This window comes from Streptomyces populi (assembly GCF_002911015.1).
Taxonomy (GTDB): Bacteria; Actinomycetota; Actinomycetes; order Streptomycetales; family Streptomycetaceae; genus Streptomyces; species Streptomyces populi.
In genome coordinates this window covers 47,768-64,630 of the sequence record NZ_KZ626885.1, presented here as the reverse complement: position 1 = coordinate 64,630, position 16,863 = coordinate 47,768, and the positions used below count along the sequence as shown (strand labels likewise).

Sequence of the window (16,863 nt, the reverse complement as noted above, 5' to 3'; positions counted from 1 at the left end):
TCCCGCGTCGCGGGAGACGGCGCCGTGGACCGGCCGGAGCACCGACGACGGCAGGCGGACGAAGGAAGGGGCGCCGGTCACCCCCGACTTCACCGGCAGGCAGGGCTATCTGCGCCCGGCGCCCGAGGGGGTCGACGCGTACTGGGCGTGGCAGCGGCCGGGCGGTTCGGGCCGGGGCGTCACCGTGATCGACGTGGAGGGCGCCTGGCAGCTCGGGCACGAGGACCTGGCGTCGAAGCTCGCCGGGGTCGTCGTCGGCACCCCGCACACGGACCTCGCCTGGCGCAACCACGGTACCGCCGTCATCGGTGTCATCGGCGGCGACCGCGACGGGCACGGGATCACCGGGATCGTGCCGGACGCCGTGACCGCGGCCGCGTCCGTCCAGGGCATCGGGACGGCCGCGGCGATCCACGCGGCGGCGGAGCGGCTGAGCCCGGGAGACATCATCCTGGTCGAACTGCACGCCCCGGGGCCCCGGTTCGACTTCGAGGAGCGCGACAGCCAGGCGGGCTACATCCCGCTGGAGTGGTGGCCCGACGACTTCGCCGCCGTGCAGGACGCGACCGCCCGGGGCGTTCTGGTGGTGGCCGCGGCCGGGAACGGCGCCGAGTCGCTCGACGACGCGCTCTACGAACGCCGGCCCGCGGAGTTCCCCGAGTGGTGGCGCAACCCGTTCAACCCCTCCAACCCGTCCTCGGGGGCGATCCTGGTCGGCGCGGGCGCGCCGCCGCCCGGAACGCACGGCCGCGACCACGGTCCGGACCGTTCACGGCTCGCGTTCTCCAACCACGGCGCGCGCGTGGACGCGCAGGGCTGGGGCCGCGAGGTCACGACCACCGGCGGCTTCTGGGACCGGCCCGGCGATCTGCAGGGCGGGGCCGAGGAGATCGCCTGGTACACGGACACGTTCTCCGGGACCTCTTCCGCCTCCCCGGTGGTGGTCGGCGCCCTGGCCGCGCTCCAGGGCATGCTCAAGGCCGCGGGCCAGGCGCCGATGTCCCCGGAGCGTGCGCGCGTCCTGCTGCGGGCCACCGGTTCCCCGCAGCAGGACGCGCCGGGCCGGCCCGCCTCCCAGCGGATCGGCAGCCGGCCCGACATCAAGGCGGCGGTGGCCCGTCTGCTGCCGGAGGCGGTCGGCTCGGGCCAGGCCGAACGGTACTGGGACGAGCTGCTGCCGTATCCGCGCGAACTCCCGCCGAGGCTCCGGCTGTACGTGTCCGGTGCCTGGCGCAGCCTCGACGACCCGTCCCCCGAGATCCGCCGGGCGGTGCACTCCGCCTTCGCGGGAGGACGGCCCGACGTACGGGTCTGGTTCGCGGACGAGGAGATCGTCGGCCTGGTCGTCACGGGCTGAGGACGCGTCCCACCGGACCGAGACGGAACGCAACCAACCATGGATGGAAGGTGGCACCGCGCATGAGCACGACCCCGCAGATGAGCCAGCAGGGACAGCAGGGACAGCAGAGCCAGTACCAGGGGCAGCAGGGCCCCGGCACGGCGCCCCCGCAGCAGTTCGGGGCGCAGCAGTCCGGGCCGCAGCAGGGCATGTTCCAGCAGCAGCCGTTCGGCCCGCAGGCACAGCAGCCGTACGGGCCGCAGGTCATCGGTCAGCAGATGCAGCAGCCCCTCCAGCAGGGCATGGGGCAGCAGGGCATGGGCCAGCAGATCCCGCAGCAGCACATTCCGCCGCACCTGCAGCAGCAGCTCCAGCAACTCGGCCAGCAGCAGCCCTTCCAGCACCTTCTCCAGCAGCTCGGCGGCCAGCAGGCGCAAGCGCCGGGACAGCCGCTCGTGCTGCCGAGCGCCGTCGAACGCGCGGCGCTCGTGAGCGGCGTCGCCACGAGGTTCTGGGACGTCGTCACCCCGCTGCCGGGGCAGCCGTCGATCCTCTACCTGTTCATCGACAACGGCTGGCGCCAGTTGGTGAACCCCAACCAGGTCACCCATGACGGGGTCCAGGAGGCCTTCGCCTTCGGGCAGCAGGTCATCGGGATCTACGACTCGGGCACCGGCTCCGTCCAGGCCGTGATCGTGAACCGGCAGTAGAACCGGCGCGCGGCGGACGGCTCCACGTGCAGGGCGCCGGGCGGATCACTCCGCCCGGCGCCCGACCGCGTACGGCGACCGGTTACAGCGCCACGCCCATGAGGGCGTCGACGGCCCGCGAGACGATGCCGGGGGCGCTCTCGTCCGTGCCGCCCTTCTCGTGCTGGAGCGCGGCCCAGCGGTCGACCGCGGCGAGCGCGGCCGGTGCGTCGAGGTCGTCGGCGAGCGCGGCGCGGATCTCCTCGACGAGCGCGTCGGCCGGCGGCCCGTCGGGCCGGGAGACCGCGGCCCGCCAGTCGTCCAGGCGCGCGACGGCCTCCTCGAGGACGGTGTCCGTCCACTCCCAGTCGGACCGGTAGTGGTGCGCGAGCAGCGCCAGCCGGATGGCGGCGGGGTCGACCCCGTCACGCCGCAGCCGGGACACGAAGACGAGGTTGCCCTTGGACTTCGACATCTTCTCGCCGTGCAGCGCGACCATGCCGGCGTGGACGTACGCCTTGGCCATCGGGAACTCGCCGGTCAGCACCTGGGCGTGCGAGGCGCCCATCTCGTGGTGCGGGAAGGCGAGGTCGGAACCGCCGCCCTGGACGTCGAAGCCCATGCCCAGATGGTCGAGGGCGATGGCGACGCACTCGATGTGCCAGCCGGGCCGGCCGCGGCCCAGCGAGCCGCCGTCCCAGCTCGGCTCGCCGTCGCGGGCGGCCATCCACAGCATCGGGTCGAGGGGGTTCTTCTTGCCGGGCCGGTCCGGGTCGCCGCCGCGCTCGGCGGAGAGCAGGCGCATCGCCGCGGCGTCCAGGTTGGACACCTTGCCGAAGGCGGGGTCGGCCTCGACGGAGAAGTAGACGTCGCCTTCGAGTTCGTAGGCGGCTCCGGCGTCCCGCAGCCGTTCGACGAGCGGCACGATGCCGGGTATCGCCTCGACGGCGCCTATGTAGTGGCGCGGCGGCAGCATCCGCAGGGCCGTCATGTCCTCGCGGAAGAGGGCGGTCTCCTTCTCGGCGAGTCCCACCCAGTCGACGCCGTCGCGCTCGGCCCGCTCCAGCAGCGGGTCGTCGACGTCCGTCACGTTCTGGACGTAGTGAACCTGCCGCTTGGTGTCGAGCCACACGCGCTGCACGAGGTCGAACGCGTTGTAGGTCGCCGCGTGTCCCATGTGGGTGGCGTCGTACGGCGTGATGCCGCAGACGTAGATACGGGCGACGGGACCGGGGTCGAGGGTGACGAGCCCACCGGTCGCGGTGTCGTGGATCCGGAGGTCGCGGCCCTCACCAGGCAGGGCGGGGACCTCAGAAGCGGGCCAGGCATACATGTCATGAGCCTAACCGGACGGGACTTCCGCATACGAACCGGGCGGCATCTGACGTCCGGAAGGACCCCGTTGTGCTACGGGCCGTCCCGCGCGGCGCGGACGCGCGCCGCGCTACACCGGGGGCCAGGGGATCGCGGGCCAGTCCCCGCTCGGTTCCGGGTGCTTCCCGGAGGCGAGCATCGCCTCGACCCGCGCGCGGGTGGCCTCGATCTCGACGGCGGTGACGAGTTCGGCCAAGCGGGTGGCCAGCGGTGCGCCGGGCGCCAGGGCGTCGCGCAGGGAGGCCAGGACCCGTAGTGCCTCGTCCGTGAGCGGCTCCCCCGCCCAGCCCCACAGCAGGGTGCGCAGCTTGTTCTCGGCGTTGAAGGTGACCCCGTGGTCGATGCCGTAGAGACGGCCCTCCTGCGCGGGCAGCAGGTGGCCGCCCTTGCGGTCGGCGTTGTTGATCACGGCGTCGAGGACGGCGAGGCGGCGCAGCCGGGTGTCGTCGGCGTGCACGAGCAGGGCCGTCTCGCCCTCGCCGACCTCGGCGAAACCGATGGCCTTCCAGCCCTCGGCGGGCTCCTCGCCCTCCACGAGCGCGAGCAGCCCGTCCCCGTCCTCGGCGGCCGACGGCTCGATCCACATCTGGCACATGCCCTCGCCGTACGGACCGTCACGCAGCACGGTGGTGGGCACGAGCCCCCAGCCGGTCGCCTCGGAGACCTCGTACGCCGCGACCTCGCGCTGGGCGAGCGTGCCGTCGGGGAAGTCCCACAGCGGCCGCTCCCCGGCGACGGGCTTGTAGACGCAGTGGGCCTCGCGGCCCTCGTAGGACACGGAGCAGTACAGCACCGCGTTCGAGGCCTCGCGGATCCGTCCGCGTACCTTCAGCTCGCCCCGGGCGAGCAGTTCGGCGGCCGTCACGCTCCGCGACGGTATCCGTTCTGGCGCGGACATACGTGTCCTTCCGGGTCGAGCGGGAGGCTGCACAGCGGGCAGGGGGGCCGGCCGGCGTTGACGACGTCGAGCGCGCGCTTGGCGAAGGCTCTGGCCTGCGCGCCGGTGAGCCGGACGCGGAGCATCGGCGGGCCGTTCTCCTCGTCCTGGAGCAGCCGCTCCTCGGCCTCGGCGAGGTCCTCGTCGGACTCCGCCTCGACCTCCACGAGGGCCTGCGCCTCGACGATCATGCGCTGTTCCTCACCGTCCCAGGCCAGCGCCATGGTGCCGACCCGGAACTCCTCCTCCACGGGTGTGTCGAGGGGCGCGGTGTCGGACACCTCGGTCGAGGCCATCGCCGGGACCGGGGCGCTGCCCCCGGTGCGCCGGACGACCTCGTCGAGGAGTTCGTCCATCCGCTCGGCGAGTGCGGCGACCTGGGTCTTCTCCAGAGCCACACTCGTCACCCGGGGGCCGGAGGATGCCTGTAGGAAGAAGGTACGGCGTCCGGGCAACCCGACCGTACCGGCCACGAAACGGTCCGGGGGGTCGTAGAGGAACACCTGACGGGACACGTCCTGTCTCCATTGAATCGGCATGGGGGCCGGCTGACCGCGCCGGTCCGCATCGGCTGAGAACGGGTTGACAACTGCTGTGCTGGTTCGACCGCTTCACCCTACTGCGGCCGACGATCACGGTGCGCCCGCACCACCCCCGACCGGAGCGTCGCCGCCCGGGGGTTCCTCGCGCGGGGCCAGGGAGGCGAGGTCGCCGGTGTCCCCGAGACGCACGAGAAACGGCCTCAGCCGGGTGTAACGGATCGCGGTGATGGAACACGGTTCGACGGAGATCCGCTGAAAGAGGTCGAGATGAAGTCCGAGTGCGTCGGCGACGAGCGACTTGATGATGTCGCCGTGCGAACACATGAGGTAGACCGCGTCCCCGCCGTGGTCGCGCTCCACGCGCGCGTTCCACTCGCGCACCGCCTCGGCGGCGCGGGTCTGCATGGCCCGCATCGATTCGCCGCCCGGGAACGCGGCCGCGGACGGATGCGCCTGGACGACGTCCATCAGCGGCTCGTCCTTGAGTTCGGAGAGCTTGCGGCCCGACCAGTCTCCGTAGTGGGCCTCCCCTATCCGTTCCTCGGTGTGCGCGGGGACCTCGGGACGGGCCTCCAGCAGTGGCTGGACGGTCTCCTGGCAGCGCTGGAGGGGGCTGGTGACGACCTCGGCGATCGGCAGCCCGGCGAGCCGGCCGGGCAGGGCCGCGGCCTGCTGCGTACCGCGCTCGTCGAGCGCGACGCCCGGCGTCCAGCCGGCGAGCAGTCCCGCGGTGTTGGCGGTGGAGCGTCCGTGCCGGACGAGGATCAGCGTGGGCATGCGGCCCAGCGTAGACGGACGGCCCCGGAAGGCGGCGGGCCCTGTGGAAAGCGGCCCACGGGGTACACCAAGGTCATGACGACGGGAGGACGCGCACTGTGATCGTCGACTGCGCCATCTACCGCGACGGGCGCCGGGCCGGAGGAGCCGACGACCTCTCCGAGGCCCTGGCGCGGTGCCGGGCCGGGGGCCACGCCTTCGTGTGGATCGGCCTGTACGAGCCGACGGAGAAGGAGTTCGACCTGGTCACGGAGGAGTTCGGGCTCCATCCGCTGGCGGTCGAGGACGCCCTCAAGGCCCATCAGCGGCCCAAGCTGGAGGTGTACGAGGACTCGCTCTTCGTGGTCCTCAAGCCGGTGTCGTACGAGCCGCGGAGCGACACGGTCACCTCCGGCGAGGTCATGGTCTTCGTGGGCGACTCGTTCGTGGTGACCGTGCGGCACGGCGAGGAGTCGCCCCTGGCGGGGGTCCGGCAGCGGCTGGAGTCGGATCCCGAGACGCTGCGGCACGGGCCGACGGCGGTGCTCCACTCGATCGCGGACGCCACGGTGGACCACTACCTGGACGTGTCGACCGAGCTCGGCACCGACCTGGAGGAGTTGGAGGCGGAGGTCTTCTCGCCGCATCTCGGCGGCTCGCGGAACACCGCGTCGCGGATCTACGCGTTCAAGCGGCAGGTCCAGGAGTTCCGCAGGGCGACGGTGCCGCTGGCGGTACCGCTGGCCCGGCTCTCGGGCTCGGGCCTGAGGACGGCGGACGTGCCGTTCGTGGACGACGAGGCGCAGCCGTTCTTCCGTGACGTCAACGACCACCTGCTGAGGGTCAACGAGTCCGTGGAGGCCCTGGACCGGCTCGTGTCCGACATCCTCTCGGCGCACCTGGCGCAGATGAGCGTGCGACAGAACGACGACATGCGGAAGATCTCGGCGTGGGCGGCGATGGCGGCGGTCCCCACGATGATCGCGGGGATCTACGGCATGAACTTCGATCACATTCCGGAGCTGCACTGGCGGTGGGGGTATCCGGCGGTGATCGTCCTGATGGCCGCCCTGGAGATCCTGCTGTTCCGGCTCTTCAAGCGCCGGGGCTGGCTGTAGGTCCGCGCGGTTCAGGCGAATTCCGGTGCCGTGGTGGCGGGGCCGTTCAGGGCGCCGCGCCGCTCGGGCATCTTCAGGGTGACCATCCGGTGCCAGCCCGCGGCCCGCTCGTAGGCGTACACGGCGTGGATGCCCGCGGCGAGGACGGCGGCCTTGGCGCGGGACCAGCCGAGGACGCGGCCCATGCGGGCCATCACGGCGAGGCTGACGTCCCGGTAGATGCGGATCTCGGCGAGCGCGCACTCGCGCAGGGCGCGCTGGATGGCGCGGCCGTGGCCGGCGTGGGCGAAGCGCAGCAGTTCCTCGTGGCAGTAGGCGAGGTGGTTGTCCTCGTCGGCCGAGATCATCCGCACCGCGCGGCCGATGTCGGGGTGGCCGGCGAAGTGCCTGCGCAGCAGGTCCATCTGCTCGGAGGCGCGCTGTTCGGTGACCCTGCTGTGGGCCAGGTAGGTGACGATGTCCTGGACGGTGAGCGGCTGGTCGTCCTTGAGCTTGTCGTGCGCCAGGCCGATGCCGTGCCGTTCCAGGAGCATCGTGTAGTCGGTGTCGGGCGGCACCTCGACGGGTTCGAGGCCGCGCCTCCTCAGGAGGGCGTTGAAGATCCGGCCGTGCTTGTCCTCGTCGGCGCCGTGCCGGGCGATCTTGGGGGCGAGGGCGCGTTCGTCCGCCGGGACCAGTGCGGCGATCCGGGCGTTCTCCCAGCCGCCCTGCGACTCCCCGCTGGCGGCGATGGAGCAGAAGAGGCGGTACGACTCGTCGTTGTCGAGGATTTCCTGGAACAGGCTCTTGGCGGACAACATCTTTGACACCCTCTCTGCAGAGTTGTGCAGAAAACGAGTCAAATGGGTTGCTTGCCACCAGGCAACCCGATGTGTCCGACAAATCCGCCGAACGACGGACGGCGCGGCGGGTCCGGGCGCGTAACCAAGGGCTCCGCTGCGCGTTGTTCCTCGTGACGGCCGTGGCGGGGAAGACCCCCGAGCCCCCACCACGGCCGCAGAACTTTCCGAGCTGCTCCTCCGGCCGGGTTACGCGAGTCCGGCCCGCTCCAGGGCGTCGGTGCCGGCCCGCAGCGAGGCGATCCGGTCCTCCAGGGTGAAGCCCGCGGGGGCCAGCGTGAGCGTGGTGACGCCGGCCGCGGCGTACGCCTTCATGCGGTCGGCGATGCGGTCCACGGAACCGAGCAGGGTCGTCTGGTCGATCAGGCTGTGCGGGATCGCGGCGGCCGCGCCCTCCTTGTCGCCGGCCAGGTACTTCTCCTGGATCTCGGCGGCTTCCTTCTCGTAGCCCATGCGCCGGGCGAGCTGGTTGTAGAAGTTCTGCTTGAAGCTGCCCATGCCGCCGACGTACAGCGCGGTGTACGGGCGGAACATGTCGGCGAGCGCGGGGACGTCCTTGTCGGCGCCGACGGCGAGCGGAAGGGTCGGGCAGACGTCGAAGCCCTCCATCGTCTTCCCCGCCTTCTCGCGGCCCGCGCGCAGGTGCCGGACCGCGGTGTCCTCGAGGTGCTCGGCCGAGGGGAAGATGAGCAGCGCGCCGTCCGCGATCTCGCCGGTCTGCTCCAGGTTCTTCGGGCCGATCGCGGCGATGTACAGCGGGATGTGCTCGCGCTCGGGGTGCACGGTCAGCTTGAGCGGCTTGCCCGGACCGCCCGGCAGCGGCAGGGTCCAGTGCTCGCCCTCGTAGGACAGCCGCTCGCGCGTCATGGCCTTGCGGACGATCTCCACGTACTCGCGGGTGCGGGCCAGCGGCCTGTCGAACTTGACGCCGTACCAGCCCTCGGACACCTGCGGTCCGGAGACGCCGAGGCCGAGGCGGAAGCGGCCCCCCGACAGCGAGTCCAGCGTCGCGGCGGTCATCGCGGTCATCGCCGGCTGGCGGGCCGGGATCTGGAAGATGGCCGAACCGACGTCGATGCGCTCGGTCTGGGCGGCGACCCAGCTGAGCACGGTGGCCGCGTCGGAGCCGTAGGCCTCGGCGGCCCAGCAGACGGCGTATCCGAGCCGGTCGGCCTCCTGGGCGACGGCGAGGTTGTCCGCGTCCATTCCGGCGCCCCAGTAGCCGAGATTGATGCCGAGCTGCATGGCCGATCCCCTTACCGATCAGTAACGTCCCTTGTGCCCGAGACCCTAGCGTGCGGGCGCCCCGGGCGGGGAGCGGCACGTTCTCCTCGCCGGTACGGGTACGGCGCTCCGCCGCGCGGGCCGCCCCGGCCCTCCGCGCCCGGCGTCACGTGCGGTCCCACCGGGATTTCCGTCGTCCACAGGTCCCCACACCGCCGGTGCCGGACAGTAATCTCGGCGTCCATGGAGCAGAGGCATCTCGGCCGTACCGGCCTGCGTGTTTCCCGGATCGGACTCGGCACCCTCACATGGGGCCGGGACACCGACGAGCATGACGCCGCGGACCTCTTGAAGACGTTCTGGGAAGCGGGCGGGAACCTCGTCGACACGGCGGACGTGTACGGCGACGGGGAGGCCGAGTACCTCCTCGGGCGGCTGCTGGAGGGACTCGTTCCGCGCCAGGACCTGGTCATCTCGACGAAGGCGGGGAGCGTGCGCGACCCGGACCGCCGCTTCGACGGTTCGCGCGGTCATCTGCTGTCGGCCCTGGACGCCTCGCTCGCCCGCCTGGGCACCGACTACGTGGACGTGTGGCACGTGCACGCCTACGACCCCGACACTCCTCTCGACGAGACCCTCCAGGCCCTCGACCTGGCCGTCAGCAGCGGCCGCGCGCGCTACGCGGGCGTGTCCAACTTCTGCGGCTGGCAGCTCGCCAAGGCCGCCACCTGGCAGCTCGCGGCGCCCGGCATACGCACCCGGCTGGCCAGTACGCAGATGGAGTACTCCCTGTTGCAGCGCGGCATCGAGCGGGAGGTGCTGCCGGCCGCCCTCGACCTGGGCGTCGGACTGCTGCCCTCCTCGCCGCTCGGACGCGGTGTGCTCACCGGCAAGTACCGGGGCGGGACCCCGGCCGACTCCCGTGGCGGCTCGGAGCACCTCGCGCCCTTCGTGGCGCCGTACCTCGACGACACGGCGAGCGGTGTCGTCGAGGCGGTGACGACCGCGGCGGACGGCCTCGCCGTGTCCGCGCTCCAGGTGGCGCTCGCCTGGGTCCGCGACCGGCCCGGGGTGGTCGCCCCCATCGTCGGCGCGCGCAACGCGCAGCAGCTCACGGCCGCTCTGTCAGTGGAGACCCTTAGTCTTCCTGACGAGATCTGCCGGGCGCTCGACGACGTGTCGGCCCCGGTGCACCACTATCCCGATCACGACTGGAGCACGCTGTGAGCACGGAGCCCGAGACCACTCAGGACGCGGAGCCGGGGACGCCGGGCGCGGACGCGGCCGCCGTCGCCCCTGAGCCGGCGGGCGAGGGCGTGGACCGGGTGGACGGTCCCTCCGGCGAGGGCGACGTCTCCGGGGAAGGGGACGTTTCCGGGGAGGGCTCCGAGAGCTCCGGCACGGACGGTGGTACGGGCACGGAGGGGACCGGGTCCGCCGAGGGCGCCGCCCAGTTGTCCGAGGCCGCCGCCGAGCTGGCGGCCCAGCGCGTGGAGCGGGAGCGGATCGAGCGCCGGAAGGCGGAGAAGCAGGCCCCGATCGAGGCCGGGGGCAAGCTCAGCGGCACGGCAGCGGACCTGCTCGCGGCGGTGCGGGCCGTGGAGAGCGGCGAGAAGCCCGTCGCCGCCGCCTTCCGCGAGCCGGAGCCCGCGCCCCGCGGGACCGCGCCGGAGCCCGTACGGCAACCGCGGCCGGTCACGGCGCCGGCCGCACCGGCACAGGCCGCCGCGCCGGAGGCCGTCGCCGCCGTCCGTGCCGTGCTGACCGGGGCCGGTGCTCCCGAAGCGCTCGCGGCACCGGTCGTCGCGGTCCTGGGCGAGGGCGCCGGCGACCGGCTGCGGGAGGACCCCTGGCAACTGCTCCGGGTGCCCGGGGTGCGGCCCGAGCAGGCCGACGGGTTCGCCCGGGCGCTGCTCGGCGCGGAGTGCGGCCCGGACGACGAACGCCGTGGCACGGCGCTGACCGTGTGGCTGCTGGAGCAGGCGGCCGTCGCCGGGCACACCGCGCTGGACGCCCCGGCCCTCACCGCGGCGCTCTCCCAGCGTTCGGTGCCGGACCCGGACGCGGCCGTGCAGAGCGCTCTCGCGGAGGGCGAGGCCCTGGTCTTCCAGGACGCCCCGGCCGCCGCTCCCCCGGCCCCCGCGTCCCAGGACGACGCGGAGGAGCCGCAGGAGCGTCCGGTGCGGATCCTGATCGGCCTGGAGCGGTACGCGCTGGCCGAGGAGAGCCTCGCCGACGGACTCGCCCGGCTGATGAACTCGGTGCCGAAGGAGGACGGTTCGGCCGCCGACTGGGAACGGGAAGCGGCCTCGGCGCCCCGCTCGGCCGGGGAGCTGATCCGCACGGCCGCCACTCACGGCCTGGTGCTGCACACCGGCGGCGAGGCCTCGCGGTCCGAGGCGGCGGCGCTGCTGCACGCGGCACGCGCGCTCGGCCTGCGCGGCTGGGCCGCCGCGCACACCTCCGGCGGACGGGACGGCTTCGCGGACCGGCTGGCCCGGCAGGAGCCGGCGGACGGCTCCGCGACCGGTACGGCGACCGGTGCGGCCACCGTCGCCGGACTGCTCTCCGGCGCCGAAGGGCCGGCCCGGGACGCGGACGGCGCCCTGGACCTGGACGTCCTGGTCGTCCTCGACGCGCCGCAGCTCGACGTCGAGACGGCGGCGATGCTCGCCGAGTCGCTGCCGGACGGGGCGCGGCTCGTGCTGAGCGGTGATCCCGGTGTGCTGTGGTCGGCGGGTCCCGGCCGGGTCTTCGCGGACCTGCTCGCCGCCCGCGTCTGCCCGCAGGTGGCCTCGCGGACCCCCGACCCCGGGCCCATCGGCGAGCTGGTCTCCGGGATCGGCATCGGCGAGCTGGGCCAGGTCGAGGCGCCCGGCAAGGAGGTCGTGATCGTCCCGGTGCGCGACGCGGGCGAGGCGGTCCACCGGACGGTCCAGCTCGTCGCGGACTCGGTGCCGCGCGCGATCGGCGTCCCGGCCGAGCAGACGCAGGTCATCACCCCGGGGCACGGCGGCGCGGTGGGCACCCGCGCCCTGAACACCGCGCTCAAGGAGCGGCTGAACCCCGGTCCGGGCCGTTTCGGCGGCTTCGACCCGGGCGACCGGATCGTCCACTCCCCCGCGCCGGGCCGGGCGCTGCCGGGCCGTGTGGTGAGGGCCGATACCGAGGGGCTGCACCTGGACTGTTCGGGCACCCCCGTCGTCGTACCGAGGGAGCAGGTGGAGCGGACCGTGCGGCACGGCTGGGCGCTCACCGCCCACCAGGCGGTGGGGCTGCGCTGGCCCGCCGTGGTCGTGGTGCTCCCGGGCGACGCCGCGGCGGCCCTGACCCGGCCGTGGGTCTACACGGCCTTCGGGCGGGCCGAGCGTCATCTGTCCGTCGTGCACGGGGTGGAGCAGGCGCTGCCGCGCGCGGTGGCGGAGGTCCCGCAGAAGCCGCGCACGACGCGTCTACAGGCTCTGCTGAAGGCGCAGACTCCGACGGCGGACTGATCGGCACCGCGTTCTTGTGAACGCCAGGCCCGCGCGGCCGCCCGGCCCTGGCGTTCACGGGACCGTGCGGTCGCCGGGCCGTGCGGACTCCGAAGCCCGGGGGTCGCCGGGCCGTGCGGACTCCGAAGCCCTGTGATCGCCGGACAGAACGGTCACCGTCGTACGGTCGCCGGACCGTGCGCCCCGGGGCGGGAACACGCGGGTGGCGGTCACCGGATCCCGGTGACCGCCACCCGTGCAAGCCGCTCCGTGCCGGGCGGTCTCAGCGATCCGCGTCCAGCGGGCCCGGGGAGTCGGTCTCCCCGTCGGGGCCGAGGTCGTCGTCCAGATCGTCGTCGTCCGACTCCTCGTCGAACACCGCGCTGACGTCGAAGCGGCAGACGACACGCTGCGGGTCGATCGACTCGAAGGGCGTCTCCAGCCATTCGCCCGGCTCGGCGGGTTCGTCCGCCGCGGTCACCCAGAGCGTGGAGTCGCCCTCCTCCAGTCCGAACTCCTTGTGCCGGGTGGCGATCTCGTCCGGCTCGAACTCCCCGAAGAGGATCCCGAGCGCGCCGTGAACGGTGCCGGCCGCCGCGTCGAAGCCCTCGGAGGCGGTGGCGCCGTCCTCCTCCACCGCCTCCACCCGCTGGGCCTGCGCCAGCAGTCGCTGCGGCTCCACCACCGCGTAGTCCCGGCGGATCACCACGCTCAGGGCGTTCGGCTCCTCGGGCCCGGTGTAAGGAGGCAGCGTGTCGTCACCGCCGGGGATCTCGAAGGGCGTGACCTCGTCATAGCGGTCGTAGAGGAGTTCGTCGTACTCCTCGGCCGCCGCGGCGAGCTCGTTGAAAGCCTCGTAGACGTCCGGGTCGTCGTCGCCCGTCCTGCGCTCGACCGCCGCCAGGTGGCGGTCGAGTGCGGCTTTGACAGCCTCTGCGGCGGCGCGTACCTCGGCAGCGGTGGGCTGCACAGCATCAGACATAGTGCAGACGCTATCCGTACCGGGCCTCTGCCCGCACAATAGATGCGATGCCGGAATACGAATTTGTCGACGTGTACGTACCTCGCGGGGTCTCCCGCAAGGAGACGACACGTCTGCTGACGGACCATGCCGAGTACGGACACTGGGAGTTGGACCGCCTGAGCCTGCTCCGTGACGGCAGCCGCAGAGTGCGGCTGCGCCGACGGATCATCCGCCAGGTACGCGCCACGTGGTGACAGAAGACCGCTGAACGGTGGGGTCCCGCCGTCGCGGGACCCCACCGTCGCTCATCACGTCACGGGGAAAGGCCGTGGCGCCTCGGTCGCAGCCGTGCCGCGCGGCGATCACACCTGCGCGCATCTGTCCACGTCCACGCCTCGCCCCTCGATGCGATCATCATCTCGATACGATCATCACGCTGTCGCCGCGTCACGCCGCGGAGCGCGCCCGGCGGTAGAGCACGGCGCCGGCCAGCAGCGCGGCGGCTCCCGCCGACACGGCCGCTCCGACCGGCAGCTCACTGCCCGTGTGGGCCAGTTGGGCGGCGGAGTCCGTGGCCGGTGTCCGCACGACGGCCCCCGGGCCGGGCCGGCCGACCTGCACGGTCCCACCGCGGTGCTCACCCCCGCCCGAGGTGGACGTGCCGGGGTGACCAGGGGTTCGGGGGGTGCCGGGGTGACCAGGGGTTCCGGGGGTGCCCGGGTGACCAGGGGTTCCGGGGGTTCCGGGCTGACCAGGCTGTCCGGGAGTTCCCGGCTGGCCCGGGTGACCGGGGTGCTCACAGTGACCGTGATGACCGGGGTGACCCGGGTGACCGGGATGGCCCGGGTGACGGGTCTCGTGACCGCCGGTGGACCCGCCGTTCGCACAGTCGTCGCCCGCCGCCGCGTTGCCGATCCCCACGACGTCCACGCTGTTGCCGCAGACGTTCACCGGGACGTCGACCGGCACCTGTACGTGGTTCCCGGATCCCACACCCGGCGAGTGGGTGGCGCCGCCGTCGGCGTGCGAGCCGCCGCCCGACCGGGCCCCTCGGCCGGTGTGGCCGCCGTGGCCGTCCCGGCCGCCGGACGAACCGCCCCGGCCGCCGTGGTCGACGCAGGTGTTGCCCGACGCCGGGTTGAGCAGCCCGACCACGTTCACGGTGTTTCCGCAGACGTTGACCGGCACGTGCACCGGCGCCTGCACCGTGTTGCCCGACAGCACGCCGGGAGAGTCCGACGTGGAGCCGATCGCGCCCGAGTCGGCGTGTGCGGAGACGCCGGTGACCGCGAGCACACCACCGGCCGCCGCCACGGTCATCAAGCCTTTGCGGGTGACCTGTCGCATAGCTGAAATCCTGCCTTCAGTCCTTGGGACGTGGACCATCGAGAACACGCGCACGCCGCGGGACGTGCGCGGGGAAAGCCGGTCGGCCCCGGAGCGCATGGCGCGCGCTCCGGGGCCGACGGACTCGGACCTTCACGAAGTGATCCTCATGAGGTGACCCCCGGGGTCCCCCTCATGGGACGGGGCGCGGCGTCAGTGGTTGAGGCAGGCGTTGCCGAAAGCGGGGTTCAGCAGCCCGATCACGGAGATCGTGTTGCCGCAGACGTTCACGGGAACGTGGACGGGCACCTGAACGACGTTGCCGGAGGCGACGCCCGGGGAACCCACGGCGGCACCCTGGGCGCCCGAGTCGGCGACGGCCAGACCCGCACCCGCGAGAACCAGACCACCCGTGGCGGCCGCGGCGGCGACGATCTTCTTGATCATTGTTCCTCCTCGTAGGCAAATGCGGTCCAAAGCAGCGGATCGCAACACCTGTAACGAGGACGGAGTACTAGAGCTATGGGCTTATGGTCGCATTCACCCGTCCCGGGCGATCCCCGCACGCGCGGGCGAATGCGGGCGTCAACACCCCGCACCCGTCGGCGGGACGGCGGCACGGCGGGACGGCGGCACGGCCCGTCGAGGCCGTGCCGGGGACGGCCGCCGTCGGCACGTCACGACGCGTCGATGAACCGGTCCAGTACGCGAACGCCGAACTGGAGCGCGTCCACCGGCACCCGCTCGTCGACCCCGTGGAACATGCCCGCGAAGTCCAGCTCCGGGGGCAGCTTCAGCGGAGCGAAGCCGAAGCAGCGGATACCGAGGTCGGCGAAGGACTTGGCGTCGGTGCCGGCCGAGAGCATGTAGGGCACCGCGCGCGCGATCGGGTCCTCCGCCGAGAGAGCGGTCTGCATGGCGTCGACGAGGGCGCCGTCGAAGCCGGTCTCCAGGGCCTTGTCCGCGTGCACGTCCTCGCGCTTGACCCGGGGGCCGAGGATCCGGTCGAGGTCGGCGAGGAACTCCTCCTCGTAGCCCGGCAGGTAGCGGCCGTCGACGTGGGCGGTGGCCTGCCCCGGAATGACGTTGACCTTGTAGCCGGCGCCCAGCTGGGTCGGGTTGGCGGTGTTCTGCAGGGAGGCGCCGATGAGCTTGGCGATGCCGCCGAGCTTGGCGAGCGTCTCGTCCATGTTCTCCGGGTCGAGCTCGGTGCCCAGGGCGTCGCCGAGCTCGTCGAGGAAGTGCCGCAGCGTCTTCGTCACCCGCACCGGGAACTTGTGCCGGCCGAGCCGTCCGACGGCCTCCGACAGCTCGGTGATCGCGTTGTCCTTGTGGATCATCGAACCGTGCCCGGCGGTGCCGTCCACGGTCAGCTTCATCCAGTGCATGCCCTTCTGCGCGGTCTCGACGAGGTACAGCCGCAGCTTCTCGTTGACCGTGAAGGAGAACCCGCCGACCTCGCCGATCGCCTCGGTGACGCCCTCGAAGAGGTCGGGGTGGTTGTCGACCAGGTGCCGGGCGCCGAACGTCCCGCCCGCCTCCTCGTCCGCGAGGAAGGCGAGGACGATGTCGCGCGGGGGCTTGCGGCCGGTGCGCATCCGCTCCCGTACGACCGCCAGGGTCATGGCGTCCATGTCCTTCATGTCGACCGCGCCGCGGCCCCAGACCATCCCGTCGGCGATCTCGCCGGAGAAGGGGTGGTGGGTCCAGTCCGCCGCGTTGGCCGGTACGACATCGGTGTGGCCGTGGATGAGCAGCGCCGGCCGCGAGGGGTCCTCGCCCTCGATGCGGGCCACCGTGGAGGCGCGCCCCTTGTGCGACTCGAAGATCCGCGGTTCCAGTCCGACCTCGGCGAGCTTCTCTGCGACGTACTCCGCGGCCTCGCGCTCGCCCGGGCCCGAGTGGTCCCCGTAGTTGCTGGTGTCGATCCGGATCAGGTCACGGCAGAGGTCCACGACCTCGTCCTCGCCCGTGACGTTCCTGGTCGTGCCGCTCTCGCTCACGCCGCTTCCTCCCGCTGTCGCCGCTGGTGGTCTCCCTCATCCTCTCTCCGACCCGTCCTCCTGCCCAAGGGCGGCCCCGGCCCCGCCACACACACTTCACGCCGCGGCGGGGGTGATCGGAGACCCCTCGAAAGCCTGGTAATGTTTCACCTGTCGCCGCGAGGGAAACCCCGCACGACAGACACCTTGTCCGGGTGGCGGAATGGCAGACGCGCTAGCTTGAGGTGCTAGTGCCCTTTATCGGGCGTGGGGGTTCAAGTCCCCCCTCGGACACCAGCT

General features: G+C 72.7%; 16 protein-coding genes and 1 tRNA gene. 7 read left to right on the top strand and 10 right to left on the bottom strand.

Annotation, left to right across the window (positions count from 1 at the left end):
- Positions 1-1,357 (top strand): S8 family peptidase (locus CW362_RS23250; RefSeq protein ID WP_103551456.1); only part of this gene is annotated, 1,357 nt, incomplete at its 5' end.
- 62 nt (positions 1,358-1,419) lie between these two features.
- Positions 1,420-2,049, top strand: a complete 630-nt coding sequence (locus tag CW362_RS23245) for a hypothetical protein (protein ID WP_103551455.1) — start codon at positions 1,420-1,422, stop codon at positions 2,047-2,049.
- 82 nt (positions 2,050-2,131) lie between these two features.
- Here CW362_RS23245 and mshC read toward each other — a convergent pair whose 3' ends face one another.
- From mshC to CW362_RS23225, 4 genes are all read right to left on the bottom strand, one after another.
- Positions 2,132-3,361 carry a cysteine--1-D-myo-inosityl 2-amino-2-deoxy-alpha-D-glucopyranoside ligase gene (gene mshC, locus CW362_RS23240; protein ID WP_103551454.1) on the bottom strand — a complete coding sequence of 410 codons (1,230 nt, stop codon included), beginning with the start codon at positions 3,359-3,361 and terminating at the stop codon, positions 2,132-2,134.
- 111 nt (positions 3,362-3,472) lie between these two features.
- Entirely contained in the window at positions 3,473-4,300 is an 828-nt protein-coding gene (locus CW362_RS23235) for an SCO1664 family protein (protein ID WP_206301027.1), read from the bottom strand.
- The gene (locus tag CW362_RS23230) at positions 4,264-4,854 is read right to left on the bottom strand and encodes a DUF3090 domain-containing protein (protein WP_103551452.1); all 591 of its coding nucleotides are present in this window, start codon (positions 4,852-4,854) and stop codon (positions 4,264-4,266) included. Before CW362_RS23230 ends, CW362_RS23235 begins: the two co-directional genes overlap by 37 nt.
- Positions 4,855-4,971: 117 nt before the next feature.
- Complete coding sequence (locus CW362_RS23225; RefSeq protein WP_103551451.1) at positions 4,972-5,658, bottom strand: histidine phosphatase family protein; 687 nt, start codon at positions 5,656-5,658, stop codon at positions 4,972-4,974.
- Between the two features lie 98 nt (positions 5,659-5,756).
- Here CW362_RS23225 and corA point away from each other — a divergent pair, with 98 nt between their 5' ends.
- Positions 5,757-6,755: a magnesium/cobalt transporter CorA gene (gene corA, locus CW362_RS23220; protein ID WP_103551450.1), complete on the top strand. Its 999-nt coding sequence runs from the start codon at positions 5,757-5,759 to the stop codon at positions 6,753-6,755.
- Positions 6,756-6,766: 11 nt separating this feature from the next.
- Here corA and CW362_RS23215 read toward each other — a convergent pair whose 3' ends face one another.
- On the bottom strand, positions 6,767-7,555 hold the full coding sequence (locus tag CW362_RS23215; protein WP_103551449.1) for a hypothetical protein: 789 nt from the start codon (positions 7,553-7,555) through the stop codon (positions 6,767-6,769).
- A gap of 228 nt (positions 7,556-7,783) precedes the next feature.
- A complete protein-coding gene (locus tag CW362_RS23210; RefSeq protein WP_103551448.1) occupies positions 7,784-8,839 on the bottom strand; it encodes an LLM class F420-dependent oxidoreductase in 1,056 nt (351 codons plus the stop codon).
- Positions 8,840-9,061: 222 nt separating this feature from the next.
- On the opposite strand from CW362_RS23210, the gene CW362_RS23205 reads away from it, so the two are divergent.
- Both CW362_RS23205 and CW362_RS23200 read left to right on the top strand, forming a co-directional pair.
- Positions 9,062-10,045 carry an aldo/keto reductase gene (locus CW362_RS23205; protein ID WP_103551447.1) on the top strand — a complete coding sequence of 328 codons (984 nt, stop codon included), beginning with the start codon at positions 9,062-9,064 and terminating at the stop codon, positions 10,043-10,045.
- Positions 10,042-12,312, top strand: a complete 2,271-nt coding sequence (locus CW362_RS23200; protein WP_103551446.1) for a helix-hairpin-helix domain-containing protein — start codon at positions 10,042-10,044, stop codon at positions 12,310-12,312. Before CW362_RS23205 ends, CW362_RS23200 begins: the two co-directional genes overlap by 4 nt.
- Positions 12,313-12,574: 262 nt before the next feature.
- On the opposite strand, the gene CW362_RS23195 is transcribed toward CW362_RS23200, so the two are convergent.
- On the bottom strand, positions 12,575-13,273 hold the full coding sequence (locus tag CW362_RS23195) for a hypothetical protein (RefSeq protein WP_103551445.1): 699 nt from the start codon (positions 13,271-13,273) through the stop codon (positions 12,575-12,577).
- 47 nt (positions 13,274-13,320) lie between these two features.
- Here CW362_RS23195 and CW362_RS23190 point away from each other — a divergent pair, with 47 nt between their 5' ends.
- Complete coding sequence (locus CW362_RS23190) at positions 13,321-13,509, top strand: DUF5703 family protein (protein ID WP_081223519.1); 189 nt, start codon at positions 13,321-13,323, stop codon at positions 13,507-13,509.
- Between the two features lie 193 nt (positions 13,510-13,702).
- On the opposite strand, the gene CW362_RS23185 is transcribed toward CW362_RS23190, so the two are convergent.
- The 3 genes from CW362_RS23185 to CW362_RS23175 form a co-directional block, all read right to left on the bottom strand.
- Positions 13,703-14,602: a chaplin gene (locus tag CW362_RS23185; RefSeq protein ID WP_103551444.1), complete on the bottom strand. Its 900-nt coding sequence runs from the start codon at positions 14,600-14,602 to the stop codon at positions 13,703-13,705.
- Positions 14,603-14,794: 192 nt separating this feature from the next.
- Positions 14,795-15,028, bottom strand: a complete 234-nt coding sequence (gene chpH, locus CW362_RS23180; protein ID WP_103551443.1) for a chaplin ChpH — start codon at positions 15,026-15,028, stop codon at positions 14,795-14,797.
- Positions 15,029-15,258: 230 nt separating this feature from the next.
- Complete coding sequence (locus tag CW362_RS23175) at positions 15,259-16,584, bottom strand: M20/M25/M40 family metallo-hydrolase (protein WP_103551442.1); 1,326 nt, start codon at positions 16,582-16,584, stop codon at positions 15,259-15,261.
- A gap of 188 nt (positions 16,585-16,772) precedes the next feature.
- On the opposite strand from CW362_RS23175, the gene CW362_RS23170 reads away from it, so the two are divergent.
- A tRNA-Leu gene (locus CW362_RS23170) sits at positions 16,773-16,860 on the top strand.
- The last annotated feature ends 3 nt before the right edge of the window (positions 16,861-16,863 follow it).